A 14,139-nucleotide genomic window follows, 5' to 3' on the forward strand; every position below is an offset into this window, starting at 1 on the left:
GGGAGGATCTTGGTTTAGCCCTGGGGAGCCCCAGAATTCGTTAGTCTGGGGTTGGCACCACAAACACACAACAGTTGGCATGGTGAAAGACATAGTTACCCACACTGCCGAGGAGAATTTCGCTCAGGCCCCACCGTCCTCGGTGCCCCACCACAATGATGTCGCTTTTATCCTGTTTGGCCCGCTGGCAGATAGTTTTTCCCGGACTGCCCAAAATTTGTTCTGCTTGGCATTCAATGCCCAAAGCCAATGCCTGCTGACGGCGTTTTTCCAGGGTTTCTAACCCTTCCCTTTCAAAGGCTTGCCATTGTTCCTGCCACACTTCCATCGTTAACTGACTACCCACGGCGGGGTAAATTTCGTCCATGTTGACCGGGATAGGTAGGGGGCTACCTTCCTCTTCGGCAGATAGGACATGGAGCAATAGTAGGGATGCGCCGTAGACATTAGCCAGGGATAAACCTTTTTCTAAAACTTCTTGACCTGCGGGGGACAGATCCACGGCAACGAGAATTCTGTTGAACAAGGTAACCCTCCAAGGCTTGGGGCAATGGGCAATAAATGGGCAATAATTGAGGCAAATTTAAGCAACTTCTCCGCCGGACCAAGGAATTTTCTCAATGCCCTGGCTTACATACATTGTAATCTTCGTGGGAGACGATTTCTTTTGGTTCTAGGCGATCGCCATCATCCTGACAAATGAGCCGGTAATGTCTAGTCACTGGAATACTGATCACCAGGCGATCGTGCCTAAGGCGTTTGCCATAAAACTCGCGGTAGTCATGTTGATTAGCTAAGCCTTCAAGAATTTGTCTGGCTTTGAGCACCACATTTCTAGGCAGATGGGTCAAATCAATTGGATCGGCTGCAAACGTTGCCTTCCAGGCATCCCGGGACTGTTTCTTTTCCTCTTGGTCTATTTGCTTTTGCACACAGCGGTGACATGCTTGGCCATAGCCTTTGTGGCCACAGGAGAAAGTTTTTTTACGTCTTGCCATGGTGTTTACAGTGAGGTGGAGAGTAAGAATCTGTAGAACCAAATGCTTGACAACCGCTTATCAATTAATCACCTCCCGTCAGCCCTTCTGCCGGAAATGCCAAACTCTGCCCACAGCCGCCGACATTGGGCGGTTTTTTCTAGCTTAGCGGCTAATCTTGGCCATGGCGCACCGGGCAATCAGCAAACCCATCAACTTTCGCCCATGGTTCCTTGCCAACGCTGGAGGGGCACACAGTCAATCGCCAATTGATCCAAGGTCCTAGCCACGACAAAATCCACTAAATCTTCCACCGATTGGGGCTGATGATACCAAGCGGGAATGGCAGGCACAATGCGGACTCCCGCTTCGGCCAAACTAGTAAGATTGCGTAAATGGATCAAACTGAAGGGAGTTTCCCGGGGCACCACCACCAAAGGCCGACCCTCTTTAATTTGCACGTCCGCCGCCCGCTCTAACAGGTCAGAACTCATGCCCACGGCTAATTTAGCCACAGTGCTCATGCTACAGGGCATCACCACCATGCCGGCACAACGGTAGGAACCACTGGCAATGGTGGCCCCCACATCCCCCCAACGGTGACAAATAAGTTTTCCTCTGGTTTCCCCACCTGCTTGACTGCGCCAAAATTCCGCCTGGGCCGAAGGCTCCCCTGGCATTTGAATATTTTGTTCCGCTTGCCAAACTTGGTAACTAGCCCGGGAAGCCACCAGTTCGATGGTGTAGTCCGCCGCTAGTAAATGTTTGATGGCTCTGACGGCATAAATTAGCCCAGAGGCACCGCTGACCCCCAAAATCAAAGGTTGTGCCATGGTGTTTTAATTCTTTATTAACTCTTTAAGAATCCGTACAAATTACTAGGTATGTCAGATCAAACCGTCCATTTCCAGGTCTTCGATCATTTGTAATCCCCGGGCATCCCCCAGCCGCAACAGGGCCGATTTGGCATCTTCTTTTACACCAAAATCTTCGTCTTCCACCAGAGCTTCCAGCAAAGCATCGATCGCCGTGGCATAGACCACATTGGAAGGCAGTTCCCGACACAGTTGCCCCACTGCCCAGGCACAGTTACTCCGGACAGCGGCCATTTTGTCCCGCCGCAGGGCCTCAATCAGGGGAGGAATGGTGGCAATGACATCTTCGTAGGCCAATTTGGCAATGTTGGGCAGACTACTGGCACTCCAGAGTCGCACGGCGGAAATGTCAGTTTTTAACGCATGGATTAACGGCACCAACGCCCGGCGATCGCCAGAGTTGCCCAGGGCCCAGACCACTCCCTTACGAACGTAACCATTGAAGTCTGTTTTCAAGCTTTGAATGAGGGGATCCACCGTAGTTGCATCGGTATTGCGCCCCAACGCATAGGCTACACTCACCCGCACCAGGGGACAGCTATCGTGTAATAAATCAATCAAAGGCTTAACTGCCCGGCGATCGGCAATTTCGCAAAAAGCCCGGGCCGCCAGCATCCTCTGTGGGGCTTCCCTACTAGTGAGAAGCGCCAACATTTCATCGGGGTCGGGGGGCGGGGGAGCTACATCGTCATCCAATTGGTCGAGGGGATCAACCCAGGAATCCTCCAGCAGCACATCATCTTGATTACGCATAGCTCCATATTTTCGCACGAAATCTGACCCCCTTGGCTGGGGCACCATGGTCTGGTTTACTCCGATTGAACCGGATATCATCCGGAGATAACGGATAGTAATTTTCCCGGCAAAACTCGGAAAAACTATAGTTGGGCGAGAAAATTGTCGTCCAAATCGTAGCCCAACAGTTGGGCTAGAGACCTCAGCCGGAATTGGGCCGGTAGTTGATGCTGTTTTAACCAATCCGCTAGTACAAAAACCTTGCCCATAATAAATAGATCCAACGCTTCTGGGTTAAACTGAATACCGTCCACCCGATGGAATTCGTGGGGCACCAACATGGCCGCATAGCGGGTGAATTCCCCGGCTTGCCAATCCAAACAGAGGGGAAACCAGGGATAAACGCTATCTAGGCGAATAAACCAGAGGCGTACTTCGGGAATTTCCGATAATTCCCTGGGATCTCCATCTTGTCTAATAAATTGAATATCGAACTGTACCTGTTTTTCGATGGTGGCCAGGGCTGATTCATCCATTCGATTTAGGCTCAGATCAATGGTCTGCTCCAGCCAGCATCGCACCGGGGCCAGATCTAGGCGACTCAGTTGCTCTGGGGTAATGGTAATGGAAACCATGGTTTACACCGCCCGTTTATAGGCTTCGTCCAACACTTCCGACAGGGTGGGATGGGCATGGACGTGGAACGCCAATTCTCGTACAGATTTACGATCGGCGATCGCCTGGGCCGCTTCTTGGATTAGATCGGACGCATGGATGCCGATGATATGGGCCCCCAATAATTCCCCACTGTCCTGGCGGTAAACTACTTTGGCAATGCCATCGGTTTCCTTTTCTGCCAACGCCTTGGAGTTACCTTTAAAGTACGTTTTCGCAGTACTGACCACAAACCCTTCTTTTTCCCCCAGTTCTTTAGCCTGGGCTTCTGTTAAGCCAACGTAGCTAATTTCGGGATGGGTGAAGGCCGCCGCCGGAATTGCCCGGTAATCGACCTCCGTTTTACGGCCGCAGATATTTTCCACTGCAACAACTCCTTGGCCCGAAGCGGCATGGGCCAGCATCATTTTGCCGGTGGCATCCCCCACTGCCCAAAGATGGGGAATGGGTTGACCGTCTTTAATTACTTGCATCTGATCGTTGACTTCAATGAAGCCTCGGCGATCGGTTTCTACCCCCACGGTTTCCAGTCCTAAATTTTTGGTGGCAGGAATACGGCCGGTGGCAACTAAACAAGCATCCACTTCCAGGATTTCAATAACTTCTTTGGTTTTAGCGTCAGTGAGTTCAATTTCCACCGGGGAACCCGCTTTGATTTTGGTAGCAAACACGCCGGTATAGGTTTCGATGTCCCGGGCTTTGATTAGTACCCGTTCGGCAATTTTGGCAATTTCCGGATCAAATCCTGGCATTAGATCCGGCAGAGCTTCAATCATAGTCACTTCACAACCCAGGGCCGTATAAACGTCGGAAAACTCCAAACCGATGTAACCACTGCCAATGATGGCAATCCACTGGGGCAACGTTTCCAATTTCACCGCTTCATCACTGGTAAAAACTGTTTTGTGGTCAATCTCAATGCCCGGGGGCACAAAAGGCACCGAGCCAGGACATAGCATAATCTCCTTCGCTTTGATAATGCGAGTTTCATTCTCCCCAATCACAGTTACCTCCTGGGGTCCAGAAACTTTTCCCCAACCCCGGATAGTATCTACTTTCAAACGGGTGAGGCTGTTGGTCAGGTCCGATTGGATTTTGCTGACAAGGTCGTTGGCATGGACGGCGATCGCCTCCCGGGTGAAGGTGACACCATTGACCTGGATACCTAATTGTTGCAGGTGGTCTTGGTCGGAAAATTCCCGCACCCTACCGGAGGCAGCCAGGAGCGCTTTGGAAGGGATACAACCCCGATTCACACAGGTACCCCCCATATCCTTGGCTTCGATGATGGCGGTTTTCAGGCCACATTTAACAGCATGGAGAGCGGCCCCATGGCCCCCAACCCCTGCTCCAATAATGACCAAATCGTAATCAAAATCCTGGCTCATCGTTGCTTATACCTCAATCTGTCAAGACTTTAGTGTAGGGGTTAAAGGCAACCTCTGGCCACCCTAATTGGCCCCGATTACTTGCAAGGGAGAGGCAATATAGGAGAATACAATCAACTCGATTTTGATCGAGGAAGAACTGTTATCAGGAGCCTCTATGTACATCGTTCAAATTGCCTCAGAATGCGCTCCCGTCATTAAAGCGGGGGGATTGGGGGATGTTATCTACGGGCTGAGCCGTGAACTGGAACTCCGGGGCCACTGCGTGGAACTAATTTTGCCCATGTATGATTGCATGCGCTATGACCACATTTGGGGCCTACACGATGCTTACCGTAGCTTAGAGGTGCCCTGGTATGGTAGCTCCATTTTCTGCGATGTTTTCTGTGGCTGGGTGCATGGCCGGCTCTGCTTTTTTATTCAGCCCCACTCCTCCGACAACTTTTTTAACCGTGGCCACTACTATGGCGCTTTGGATGACCATATGCGCTTTGCCTTTTTCTCCAAGGCGGCGATGGAATTTTTGCTCCGCAGTAACAAACGCCCAGACATAATTCACTGCCACGATTGGCAAACGGGGCTAGTGCCGGTGTTGTTGTACGAAATTTACCGCTTCCACGGCATGGATCGTCAACGGGTTTGCTACACCATCCATAACTTCAAACACCAGGGCATTGCTGGGGCCAATATTCTCCATGCCACCGGGCTCAATAATGACAGTTACTACTTCAGCTACGATCGCCTACAGGATAATTTCAACCCCAATGCCATCAACTTTATGAAGGGGGGGATCGTCTATTCCAACTATGTCAACACCGTTTCTCCTCACCATGCGTGGGAAGCCCGTTTTTCCGATATTTCCTGTGGTCTTGGCCATACCCTGGAAATCCACCAGCAAAAATTCGGCGGTATTTTGAACGGCTTGGACTACCAGGTGTGGAACCCGGAGATCGATCCTCTTTTGGACAGCAATTTCGGCATTAAAACCTTTGGGGATAAGGCCAAAAATAGAAAAGCCCTACAGGAAAGATTAGTGCTGGAGCAGGATGACGAGAAGCCCATTGTCTGTTTTATTGGCCGTTTGGATGGACAAAAAGGGGTACATCTGGTTCACCATTCCATCTACTATTCCCTGGAGCAGGGGGCTCAATTTGTTCTGCTTGGTTCCGCCACTGAACCGGCTCTGAGCAAATGGTTCTGGCATGAAAAGCAACACCTCAACGATAATCCCAATGTTCATTTGGAGTTGGGCTTCAATGAAGAATTGTCCCATCTCATCTACGGGGCAGCGGACATCATTGTGGTACCCAGTAATTACGAGCCCTGTGGTTTAACCCAAATGATCGGCCTCCGTTATGGGGCAGTGCCAGTGGTACGGGGAGTAGGCGGTTTAGTCAACACTGTTTTCGACCGGGATTACGACCAGAACCATCCCCCGGAGAAACGCAACGGCTTTGTGTTTTACCAACCGGATGAGTATGCGCTGGAAACGGCCCTCGGTCGGGCGATCGCCTTGTATAACAATGACCCCGTTGCTTTTAAAACCTTGGCGTTGCAAGGCATGGCCTACGACTACTCTTGGAATAAACCGGGCCTCAAGTATGTGGAAGTGTACGACTACATCCGGGCTTGATGGAATGCCCAGGCTTTGCCATCTTCCCCCGTAACATTTCGTTAGACTAAAGGTAAACTGGCATCCCACCCTGTCCAGGTTCGCCCGGCAGAAATACGACCAGGCGATCGCCATTAACCCTAAGCAGTAAAAAACAAAAAGTATAAATTTATGGGAATTTTCGATTTATTCACTAAAAAAACGGCCATGATCAACTCCAATGAGGCCCTCCCCGGGCGATCGGTGACTATGGCGGTACCGGAAAAACATTTTGTCAATGGCAATCCTCTCAAAGCCCCATTTCCCGCAGGAATGGAAACAGCTATGTTTGGTTTAGGCTGTTTTTGGGGCGCAGAACGCAAATTTTGGCAAATTCCCGGAGTCTACACTACGGCGGTGGGTTATGCTGCCGGTTACACCCCCAATCCCACTTATCAGGAAGTCTGCACAGGAATGACGGGGCACAATGAGGTGGTTTTAGTAGCCTTTGATCCCCAACAAGTGAGCTACGGCCAATTGCTCAAGGTATTTTGGGAAAGCCATAATCCCACCCAGGGTATGCGCCAGGGCAACGACGTGGGCACCCAATACCGTTCGGGCATTTACACCTATTCGGAAGCGCAACAGCAGGAAGCCCTAGCCTCGAAGGAGATTTATCAGCAAGCTCTGCAACGGGCGGGCCATGGGGAAATTACAACGGAAATTTTGCCTGCCCCAGATTTTTACTACGCTGAGGATTATCATCAACAATATTTGGCCAAAAATCCCAACGGTTACTGCGGTCTGGGGGGCACCAATGTGGCCTGCCCCATCGGCACAGAAGTTTCCCTGGGAGCTTAGCTGAGTTGACGCGCAAAATCCTTCTCTTGGGGGCCACGGGGCAAGTGGGACGGGAGTTGGCTACCCCTTTGTCCCGTTTTGGCCAGGTGCAAGGGGGAACGAGGGCAACCTTTGACTTAGCCCAACCGGCTACCCTAGTGGAAAAGATCAGGGCCTTTGCTCCGGATATCATTGTCAACTCAGCGGCTTACACTGCCGTAGATAGGGCTGAAACAGAGCCAGAATTGGCCCACGCCGTTAACGCCCTAGCTCCCCAGGCGATCGCCAAAGTGGCGAGGGAAATCGGAGCGTATTTGGTCCATATTTCCACTGACTATGTGTTTGACGGTAGCCAAAGTTCCCCCTACCGAGAAACGGATGCCACCAACCCTCTGGGAGTGTATGGCCAAAGTAAACGTAGGGGAGAAATAGCCATTGTCGCCAGTGGTTGTGATTTTCTCATAGTCCGTACCGCCTGGGTTTACGGGGTTGAAGGCGCTGGTAATTTTGTCAAAACCATGGTGCGCTTGGGCAAGGAACGGGAAGAAGTTAGGGTAGTGGCGGATCAAATCGGGAGTCCCACCTGGGCAAAGGATCTGGCCCAGGCGATCGCCACCTTAGCCCAGCAACGGGCCCAGGGCATTTACCACTACACCAATAGCGGGGTGGCCAGTTGGTACGATTTTGCGGTGGCCATTTTTGAAGAAGTTAAAAATTTGGGCATACCGTTGCAGGTCGAAAGAATTATTCCCATTACCACAGCGGATTATCCCACCCCGGCCCAGCGGCCCGCCTACTCCGTTTTATCTCACCAAAAATTGTTACAGGTTTTACCAGTCCCCCCTCCCCATTGGCGCACTTCATTGCGGGCGATGCTCCACCAAGGGGTTAGCAGTGGGATTTTTACCAAAAACTAACGCATAGATTAAATGCACAAACCGCATAGGCTTGGGCTGACTGTAATTTACGTTACAAAATGTAACAGGAGGAGACTTCTATAGTTGGCGCTACTGTTATCTGGCTTGAAGCGTTGTGGCTAATAAATTTGAGACCGTTAAGGCAACCAAAGATGGTTTGGCTGTCAGGGCTGAGTTGGAACATTTCGCCCAGATTGGTTGGGAAAATATCCCTGAAGAGGACCGGGACCTGCGCCTGAAATGGTTGGGCATTTTTTTTCGCCCGGTCACCCCTGGGGAGTTCATGCTCCGTTTCCGGATTCCCCACGGCTTGCTCACCAGTCAGCAGTTACAGGTCATTGGGGACATCATTAACCGCTATGGCGATCGGGGCAATGGGGACATTACCACTAGGCAAAATTTGCAGATCCGGGGCATTAAAATCGAAGACATTCCCGATATTTTCAGCAAATTAGAAAGCTGTGGCCTGACGTCCGTCCAGTCCGGCATGGATAATGTACGCAACATCACCGGCTCCCCGGTGGCGGGCTTGGAAAAGCATGAATTGATCGATACGAGAGATCTAGTACAGCGGGTGCAGGATATGATCACCAATGGTGGTCAGGGCAATCCTGAATTTACCAACTTGCCCAGAAAATTTAACATTGCCATCGAAGGAAGTCGGGATAATTCTGTCCACGCAGAAATTAACGATGTGGCCTTTGTACCGGCCTATCGGGAAGGAATATTGGGTTTTAATGTGGTGGTGGGAGGCTTTTTCTCTTCCCGTCGCTGTGAGGCGGCCATTCCCCTGGATGCTTGGGTGCAACCGGATCAGCAGGTGGTGGATTTATGCCGTTCCATTTTGGAAGTGTACCGGGACCATGGCCTCCGGGCCAATCGGCAAAAGTCCCGCTTAATGTGGCTCATTGATGAATGGGGATTGACTAAGTTTCGAGAAGAGGTGGCCGCCAAGTTGCCTTTCCCCTTGTTAACGGCGGCTCCAGAGGATGAGTTGGACTGGGATAAGCGGGATCATTTGGGGGTCCATCCCCAGAAACAGGCGGGGCTAAACTATGTGGGGCTCCATGTGCCCGTGGGTCGTCTTTATGCCAGCGACTTTTTTGAGTTTGCTCGTTTGGCCGACACCTATGGCAGTGGAGAAGTGCGACTGACGGTGGAGCAAAATTTGATTTTGGTCAATGTTCCCGATGACAAACTTGATCAGTTGTTGGCGGAACCTCTGCTGACTAAATTCAGGGTAAATCCCCACAATCTGCAGCGGTCCGTGGTGTCCTGTACGGGGGCGCAGTTTTGTAAGTTTGCCTTGATTGAAACAAAAAATCGGGCTTTGGCCATGGTGGACGCCCTGGAAAAAGAGTTGACGGTACCCCAGCCGGTGCGGATCCACTGGACTGGTTGCCCTAATTCCTGTGGCCAACCCCAGGTGGCGGACATTGGTTTGATGGGCACCAAGGTCAGGAAAGATGGCAAAACGGTGGATGGGGCGGATGTCTATTTGGGGGGCAAAGTGGGTAAGGATGCCCGTCTGGGAACCTGTGTCCATAAAAGCATTCCCTGTGATGAGCTCCAACCCCTGTTGGCCCAGATTTTGATTGAACAGTTTGGCGCAGTGCGCCGCTAGTTTACAAGTATTAAGGCCCTATGTTTTACTCGATAGATAAGATAACCCCGCCCTGATGGGTGGTGGCAAATGCTCCCCGGAATTTTTACTGGGAAACTGAGACGGCGGCAGAGTGCCCCGTCAAAAAAACCAATCCATTCAATTAAAACCATTAAATTAATCAGGAACCATCCATGTCGACCACTGTAGTTTCCCCAATCACCACAAAACTTCTGGACGCGAAAAAAGCAAAGGGGATCACGTTCACCGACCTGGAGCAATTGCTCGGACGGGATGAAGTATGGATTGCCGCTGTAATTTATCGGCAAGCGAGCGCCTCTGTCGATGAAGCGACTAAATTGCTTCAATCTTTAGGTTTAAGCGAAGACCTAGTGCCAGAACTGACCACTTCTCCAGTTAAAGGCCTCGGCCCCGTTGTTCCCACCGACCCCCTGATCTACCGCTTTTATGAGATTATGCAGGTCTACGGCATGCCTATGAAGGAGGTAATCCATGAAAAATTTGGGGATGGTATTATGAGTGCCATTGATTTCACATTAGATGTTGAAAAGGAAGCAGATCCAAAGGGCGATCGGGTCAAAGTAACGATGAATGGGAAGTTTCTCCCCTATAAGAAATGGTAATTGGGGGCACCCGAAATGATTTCCGTTGCCGCCGCCGTTGAAATTATCCAAGCCCATTGGCCAGATTTTGGTGACACTACCATTGATGTTGATGGTAGCTATGGGGCAGTTCTAGCGGAATCCATCCATGCTGACCGGGATTATCCCCCCGGCGATCGGGTGATGATGGATGGGGTTGCCCTGGCTTGGTCTGAGTATAGTCAAGGCCGCCGTCAATTCGAGTTATTGGGGACAGTGGCCGCCGGCAATCCGCAATCTAGTTTGCCAAATCCTGCCGGTTGCCTGGAGGTGATGACCGGAGCTTTGTTACCCCACAAGAGTGATTTGGTGATTCCCTACGAAGATGTGGCGATCGCCGATGGTCAGGTGAAAATCATTGATCCTCGGCAGAGAAAACCATGGGAATTTGTTCACCTAAAAGCTAGTGATTGTCAATTGGGAACGGTTATTTTAGAATCCTCCTCGAAACTGAATGGCCCTGCTTGGAGCATTATTAGCTCCTGTGGCAAAGCTAAGGTCAAAGTCAAAAAAAAGCCCCGCATACAAATCATTTCCACTGGCAATGAATTGGTAGAAACTACTCAAAAACCAGAAGCACATCAATTGCGTCGCTCTAATGTTTATGGACTCCAAGTATCTCTGCAGAGTCGAGGCTTTGAGAACATAGGTTTGACTCACTTAGCTGATAACGAAGAGGTAATTATTAGCCATTACCAACGGGCCAAACTGGAATATGACGTTCTGATTTATTCCGGTGGTATTTCCAAAGGTAAATTTGATTACCTACCAAAAGTATGGTCCCAGTTAGGGGTAACTAAATATATCCATGGTGTGGCCCAAAAGCCAGGCAAACCGATGTATTTTGGGGTCGATCACCATAGTCAAACTGTTATCATTGGTCTGCCAGGGAATCCCATTTCTAGCCTGGTTTGTTTACACCGTTACTTTTTAGATAATCCTCCAATGTACGTCCAACTAACTGGGGATTTTACCTTTAAAAAAGACTTGACCTATTTTCTGCCTGTTAAACTGGGTTATACATCCCAGGCTGTAGTTGAGGCAACGATTTTGCCGGTTAAAAATTCTGGGGAATTTGTTGCCCTCGCCAATAGCGATGGTTTCTTAGAGTTACCCCAACATCAGGACTGCTTTCAGGCTGGAGAATGCTTTCCTTTTTATGCCTGGTAGAATTAATATCGCCAATGTACCAGATCTTAGTTGATAATTATGGCCGTCGCATTCGTAAATTAAGGGTTTCCCTAACGGATCAGTGTAATTTGCGTTGCCACTATTGTATGCCAGTGGATGCGGAATTTCTCGATAAATCAACCTATTTATCCTGTGAAGAATATGTAGAGATTATTGCAGAGTTAGTTAACTTTGGTCTCAAAGAAGTGCGTTTAACAGGAGGAGAACCACTACTTAGAAACAACTTTGCTCAAATAGTCCAAGGTATTAGCCAATTAAAACTTAAAAAAATTGGCTTAACCACCAATGGTATTCTTTTAGATAAACATCTGACGACCCTAAGGGAAAACAATATTCTTGATTTGAATGTCAGTCTTGATAGTGTGAACCCCCAAAATTTTGAGCAAATTACCCACGGCAATTACCTTAACAGAATTCTGGGTAATCTGGAATTAGCGAGCATTCAAGGATTTAGAATTAAGCTAAATATGGTGGTAATGAAGGGAATTAATGACCATGAAATTTTTGATTTGATTGAATATGCTCGGCGGTGGGATATGGAAATCAGATTTTTGGAAATTATGCGTATTGGCTATGCGTGTCAACACCAGCAAAATACCTTTATCTCTGCCCAGGAACTACTAACAAGAATTAAGCAAAAATATCATTTGGAACCTATTCAGTCTCCCCTTGATGCCACTGCTTTCCGTTACGTCGCTGACTGTGGGACAAAAATTGGCTTTATTGCTTCTGAATCCAAACCATTTTGTGGTCATTGTTCCCGCTGGCGATTGTCGGTAGATGGAACATTGAGGGCCTGTTTGCTTAAGGATGAAGGGCTTAATATTCGCCATTTTTCCCCTATGGAACGCCAACAAGTTTATCAGCAACTATTGGGTATGAAGCCCTATTTACGCCCCCCGGAGGTTAACCACGCCATGTACCAAATTGGAGGATAAATGTTTACCCATCTCGATGAAAACCAACAGCCCCGCATGGTGGATATTAGCCAAAAAGTAGCTGGCGATCGCCGGGCTGTGGCCCAATGTAAGATTCAGCTACCTAGGGAGATTAAGGATTATTTAACGGGACAGGATATTGTTCTTAAAAAGGGACCGGTGATTCAAACAGCCATTATTGCCGGCACTATGGCGGTGAAAAAAACGGCTGATTTAATTCCCTTTTGCCATACTTTACCAATCCATGGTTGTAAATTTGATGTAAATATTGTTAATCAAGACAAAAATAGTTTAGAAATAATTTTGCAGTGCGCCGTTAATACCAACTATAAAACCGGAGTGGAAATGGAAGCCCTTTGTGGAGCTTCGGTGGCGGCATTGACCATTTATGATATGTGTAAATCCATTAGCTCAGAGATTGTTATTAAGGATACCCAATTAATCGAAAAAACTGGTGGTAAAGCTGATGTTAAGAAAATTCCCCTTTATGGCCTGGTGTTAACTGGAGGAAAAAGTAAACGCATGGGCAAAGACAAGGCCCTAATTAAATATCAAGGGCAATGCCATGGGCAGTATATTTATGATTTATTGTCAAAATATTGTGAACAAGTTTTTCTCTCCGCTCGACCGGGGCAGTGGCAGGGAACTCCGTTGGAAAATTTACCAACCTTAGTGGATGTGGGGGAAAGCGTAGGGCCCATATCAGGAATATTAACAGCTTTGCGAAGTCACCCCAAAGTTAACTGGTTAATCATTGCCTGCGATTTGGCTTACATTAACCATGGAATGATAGAGAAACTAATTATCCACGCCCGACAAGATGTGGTGGCCACTTGTTATGCCAATGGTGATCAAGGTTTCCCTGAAGCCCTTTGCGGTTTCTATACTCCCTCTGCCTTAAAATTGTTTACTAAAGCTAAAAATATTGGTTTACATTGTCCAGTTAAAATTTTGCAAATGGCAGATTGTCAATTAATTAAACCAGATAATTTACTCGACATTACTAACGTTAATACTCCGGAGGAATATGGCCAAGTCAATTAAACTGAGATATTTTGCTTTTCTCCAAGAGCAAGCTAAGGTCGCCGAAGAAAATTTGGTCACGGATTTGGACACTTATCAGGAACTGTACGAATTACTATCAAGGCGTTATGGTTTTAACCTATCCCCTTCCCAGGTTAAAGTTGCTGTCAATGATAATTTTGCCGATATGGATGAAGTAATTTTAGACCGCTCCACCGTTGTCTTTATCCCCCCCGTTGCTGGAGGCTAAAAATTCAATGGAGTTAGTTCTATTTGAAATCACCGATCAAGCGATAAATTCCCAACCTTTAATCGCCACCCTACGCCATGATCAGGCAGGAGCTTTGGTTACCTTTGAGGGCTGGGTCAGAAACCATAATGATGGCAAATCCGTTAGCTCTTTGGAGTACCAAGTTTATCAAGAACTAGCCGTTAAAGAAGGTTTACAAATTATTAATGAAGCAAAGGAAAAATACTCCATTCACCAGGCGATCGCCGTCCATCGCAGTGGTCATTTACAAATTGGAGAAACGGCGGTTTGGGTAGGCACCATAGCTAGCCATCGCCAAGCAGCTTTCCAAGGTGCCCAATACATTATTGACCAAATTAAAGTTAGGTTACCCATTTGGAAAAAAGAACACTATTTGAATCATCCAGCGGAATGGGTTTATTGTCGTCATCACCATGGCAATTAGCGCTTGCGTAGGACAGGTCAACCGTCGTA

The 14,139-nt window shown here is 48.5% G+C and carries 16 protein-coding genes; 10 read left to right on the top strand and 6 right to left on the bottom strand.

Features of this window, described 5'->3' with window-relative positions; all coding sequences use genetic code 11:
* Nucleotides 1–40: 40 nt before the first annotated feature.
* The 6 genes from D082_RS09175 to lpdA form a co-directional block, all read right to left on the bottom strand.
* On the bottom strand, nucleotides 41–526 hold the full coding sequence (locus D082_RS09175; RefSeq protein WP_028947958.1) for a universal stress protein: 486 nt from the start codon (nucleotides 524–526) through the stop codon (nucleotides 41–43).
* A gap of 91 nt (nucleotides 527–617) precedes the next feature.
* On the bottom strand, nucleotides 618–998 hold the full coding sequence (locus D082_RS09180) for a hypothetical protein (RefSeq protein WP_028947957.1): 381 nt from the start codon (nucleotides 996–998) through the stop codon (nucleotides 618–620).
* 191 nt (nucleotides 999–1,189) lie between these two features.
* Nucleotides 1,190–1,810 carry a flavin prenyltransferase UbiX gene (locus D082_RS09185; RefSeq protein WP_028947956.1) on the bottom strand — a complete coding sequence of 207 codons (621 nt, stop codon included), beginning with the start codon at nucleotides 1,808–1,810 and terminating at the stop codon, nucleotides 1,190–1,192.
* A gap of 54 nt (nucleotides 1,811–1,864) precedes the next feature.
* Nucleotides 1,865–2,623, bottom strand: a complete 759-nt coding sequence (locus D082_RS09190; RefSeq protein WP_202963112.1) for a HEAT repeat domain-containing protein — start codon at nucleotides 2,621–2,623, stop codon at nucleotides 1,865–1,867.
* 107 nt (nucleotides 2,624–2,730) lie between these two features.
* Nucleotides 2,731–3,222, bottom strand: coding sequence for a CRR6 family NdhI maturation factor (locus D082_RS09195; protein WP_028947954.1), 492 nt, complete (start codon nucleotides 3,220–3,222; stop codon nucleotides 2,731–2,733).
* A 3-nt stretch (nucleotides 3,223–3,225) separates the two neighbouring features.
* Nucleotides 3,226–4,650, bottom strand: a complete 1,425-nt coding sequence (lpdA, locus tag D082_RS09200; RefSeq protein WP_028947953.1) for a dihydrolipoyl dehydrogenase — start codon at nucleotides 4,648–4,650, stop codon at nucleotides 3,226–3,228.
* 157 nt (nucleotides 4,651–4,807) lie between these two features.
* On the opposite strand from lpdA, the gene glgA reads away from it, so the two are divergent.
* The 10 genes from glgA to D082_RS09250 all read left to right on the top strand — a co-directional run bounded on the left by glgA (nucleotide 4,808) and on the right by D082_RS09250 (nucleotide 14,110).
* Nucleotides 4,808–6,283 carry a glycogen synthase GlgA gene (gene glgA / locus D082_RS09205; protein ID WP_028947952.1) on the top strand — a complete coding sequence of 492 codons (1,476 nt, stop codon included), beginning with the start codon at nucleotides 4,808–4,810 and terminating at the stop codon, nucleotides 6,281–6,283.
* Between the two features lie 150 nt (nucleotides 6,284–6,433).
* Nucleotides 6,434–7,102, top strand: coding sequence for a peptide-methionine (S)-S-oxide reductase MsrA (gene msrA / locus D082_RS09210; protein ID WP_028947951.1), 669 nt, complete (start codon nucleotides 6,434–6,436; stop codon nucleotides 7,100–7,102).
* A gap of 5 nt (nucleotides 7,103–7,107) precedes the next feature.
* Nucleotides 7,108–7,998, top strand: a complete 891-nt coding sequence (rfbD, locus tag D082_RS09215) for a dTDP-4-dehydrorhamnose reductase (protein WP_028947950.1) — start codon at nucleotides 7,108–7,110, stop codon at nucleotides 7,996–7,998.
* Nucleotides 7,999–8,113: 115 nt separating this feature from the next.
* Nucleotides 8,114–9,622: a ferredoxin--nitrite reductase gene (locus D082_RS09220; RefSeq protein WP_028947949.1), complete on the top strand. Its 1,509-nt coding sequence runs from the start codon at nucleotides 8,114–8,116 to the stop codon at nucleotides 9,620–9,622.
* Between the two features lie 173 nt (nucleotides 9,623–9,795).
* Nucleotides 9,796–10,245, top strand: coding sequence for a cyanase (gene cynS / locus D082_RS09225; RefSeq protein WP_028947948.1), 450 nt, complete (start codon nucleotides 9,796–9,798; stop codon nucleotides 10,243–10,245).
* Between the two features lie 15 nt (nucleotides 10,246–10,260).
* Complete coding sequence (locus tag D082_RS09230) at nucleotides 10,261–11,433, top strand: molybdopterin molybdotransferase MoeA (protein WP_028947947.1); 1,173 nt, start codon at nucleotides 10,261–10,263, stop codon at nucleotides 11,431–11,433.
* The gene (moaA, locus tag D082_RS09235) at nucleotides 11,409–12,392 is read left to right on the top strand and encodes a GTP 3',8-cyclase MoaA (protein WP_028947946.1); all 984 of its coding nucleotides are present in this window, start codon (nucleotides 11,409–11,411) and stop codon (nucleotides 12,390–12,392) included. Before D082_RS09230 ends, moaA begins: the two co-directional genes overlap by 25 nt.
* A complete protein-coding gene (moaC, locus tag D082_RS09240; RefSeq protein WP_028947945.1) occupies nucleotides 12,393–13,436 on the top strand; it encodes a cyclic pyranopterin monophosphate synthase MoaC in 1,044 nt (347 codons plus the stop codon). It begins immediately after the preceding gene.
* Nucleotides 13,420–13,665, top strand: coding sequence for a molybdopterin converting factor subunit 1 (gene moaD, locus D082_RS09245; RefSeq protein ID WP_028947944.1), 246 nt, complete (start codon nucleotides 13,420–13,422; stop codon nucleotides 13,663–13,665). Before moaC ends, moaD begins: the two co-directional genes overlap by 17 nt.
* A gap of 7 nt (nucleotides 13,666–13,672) precedes the next feature.
* Nucleotides 13,673–14,110, top strand: coding sequence for a molybdenum cofactor biosynthesis protein MoaE (locus D082_RS09250; RefSeq protein ID WP_028947943.1), 438 nt, complete (start codon nucleotides 13,673–13,675; stop codon nucleotides 14,108–14,110).
* The last annotated feature ends 29 nt before the right edge of the window (nucleotides 14,111–14,139 follow it).

This window comes from Synechocystis sp. PCC 6714, assembly GCF_000478825.2.
In the GTDB taxonomy this organism is placed as follows: domain Bacteria; phylum Cyanobacteriota; class Cyanobacteriia; order Cyanobacteriales; family Microcystaceae; genus Synechocystis.

Excerpts from the sequence above, each read along its gene's own strand:
- D082_RS09180 (WP_028947957.1), bottom strand. The coding sequence starts at position 998 with ATGGCAAGACGTAAAAAAACTTTCTCCTGTGGCCACAAAGGCTATGGC.
- moaA (WP_028947946.1), top strand. The coding sequence starts at position 11,409 with ATGCTTTCCTTTTTATGCCTGGTAGAATTAATATCGCCAATGTACCAG.
- D082_RS09250 (WP_028947943.1), top strand. The coding sequence starts at position 13,673 with ATGGAGTTAGTTCTATTTGAAATCACCGATCAAGCGATAAATTCCCAA.
- cynS (WP_028947948.1), top strand. The coding sequence starts at position 9,796 with ATGTCGACCACTGTAGTTTCCCCAATCACCACAAAACTTCTGGACGCG.
- D082_RS09195 (WP_028947954.1), bottom strand. The coding sequence starts at position 3,222 with ATGGTTTCCATTACCATTACCCCAGAGCAACTGAGTCGCCTAGATCTG.
- moaC (WP_028947945.1), top strand. The coding sequence starts at position 12,393 with ATGTTTACCCATCTCGATGAAAACCAACAGCCCCGCATGGTGGATATT.
- msrA (WP_028947951.1), top strand. The coding sequence starts at position 6,434 with ATGGGAATTTTCGATTTATTCACTAAAAAAACGGCCATGATCAACTCC.
- moaD (WP_028947944.1), top strand. The coding sequence starts at position 13,420 with ATGGCCAAGTCAATTAAACTGAGATATTTTGCTTTTCTCCAAGAGCAA.
- lpdA (WP_028947953.1), bottom strand. The coding sequence starts at position 4,650 with ATGAGCCAGGATTTTGATTACGATTTGGTCATTATTGGAGCAGGGGTT.
- D082_RS09185 (WP_028947956.1), bottom strand. The coding sequence starts at position 1,810 with ATGGCACAACCTTTGATTTTGGGGGTCAGCGGTGCCTCTGGGCTAATT.
- glgA (WP_028947952.1), top strand. The coding sequence starts at position 4,808 with ATGTACATCGTTCAAATTGCCTCAGAATGCGCTCCCGTCATTAAAGCG.
- D082_RS09230 (WP_028947947.1), top strand. The coding sequence starts at position 10,261 with ATGATTTCCGTTGCCGCCGCCGTTGAAATTATCCAAGCCCATTGGCCA.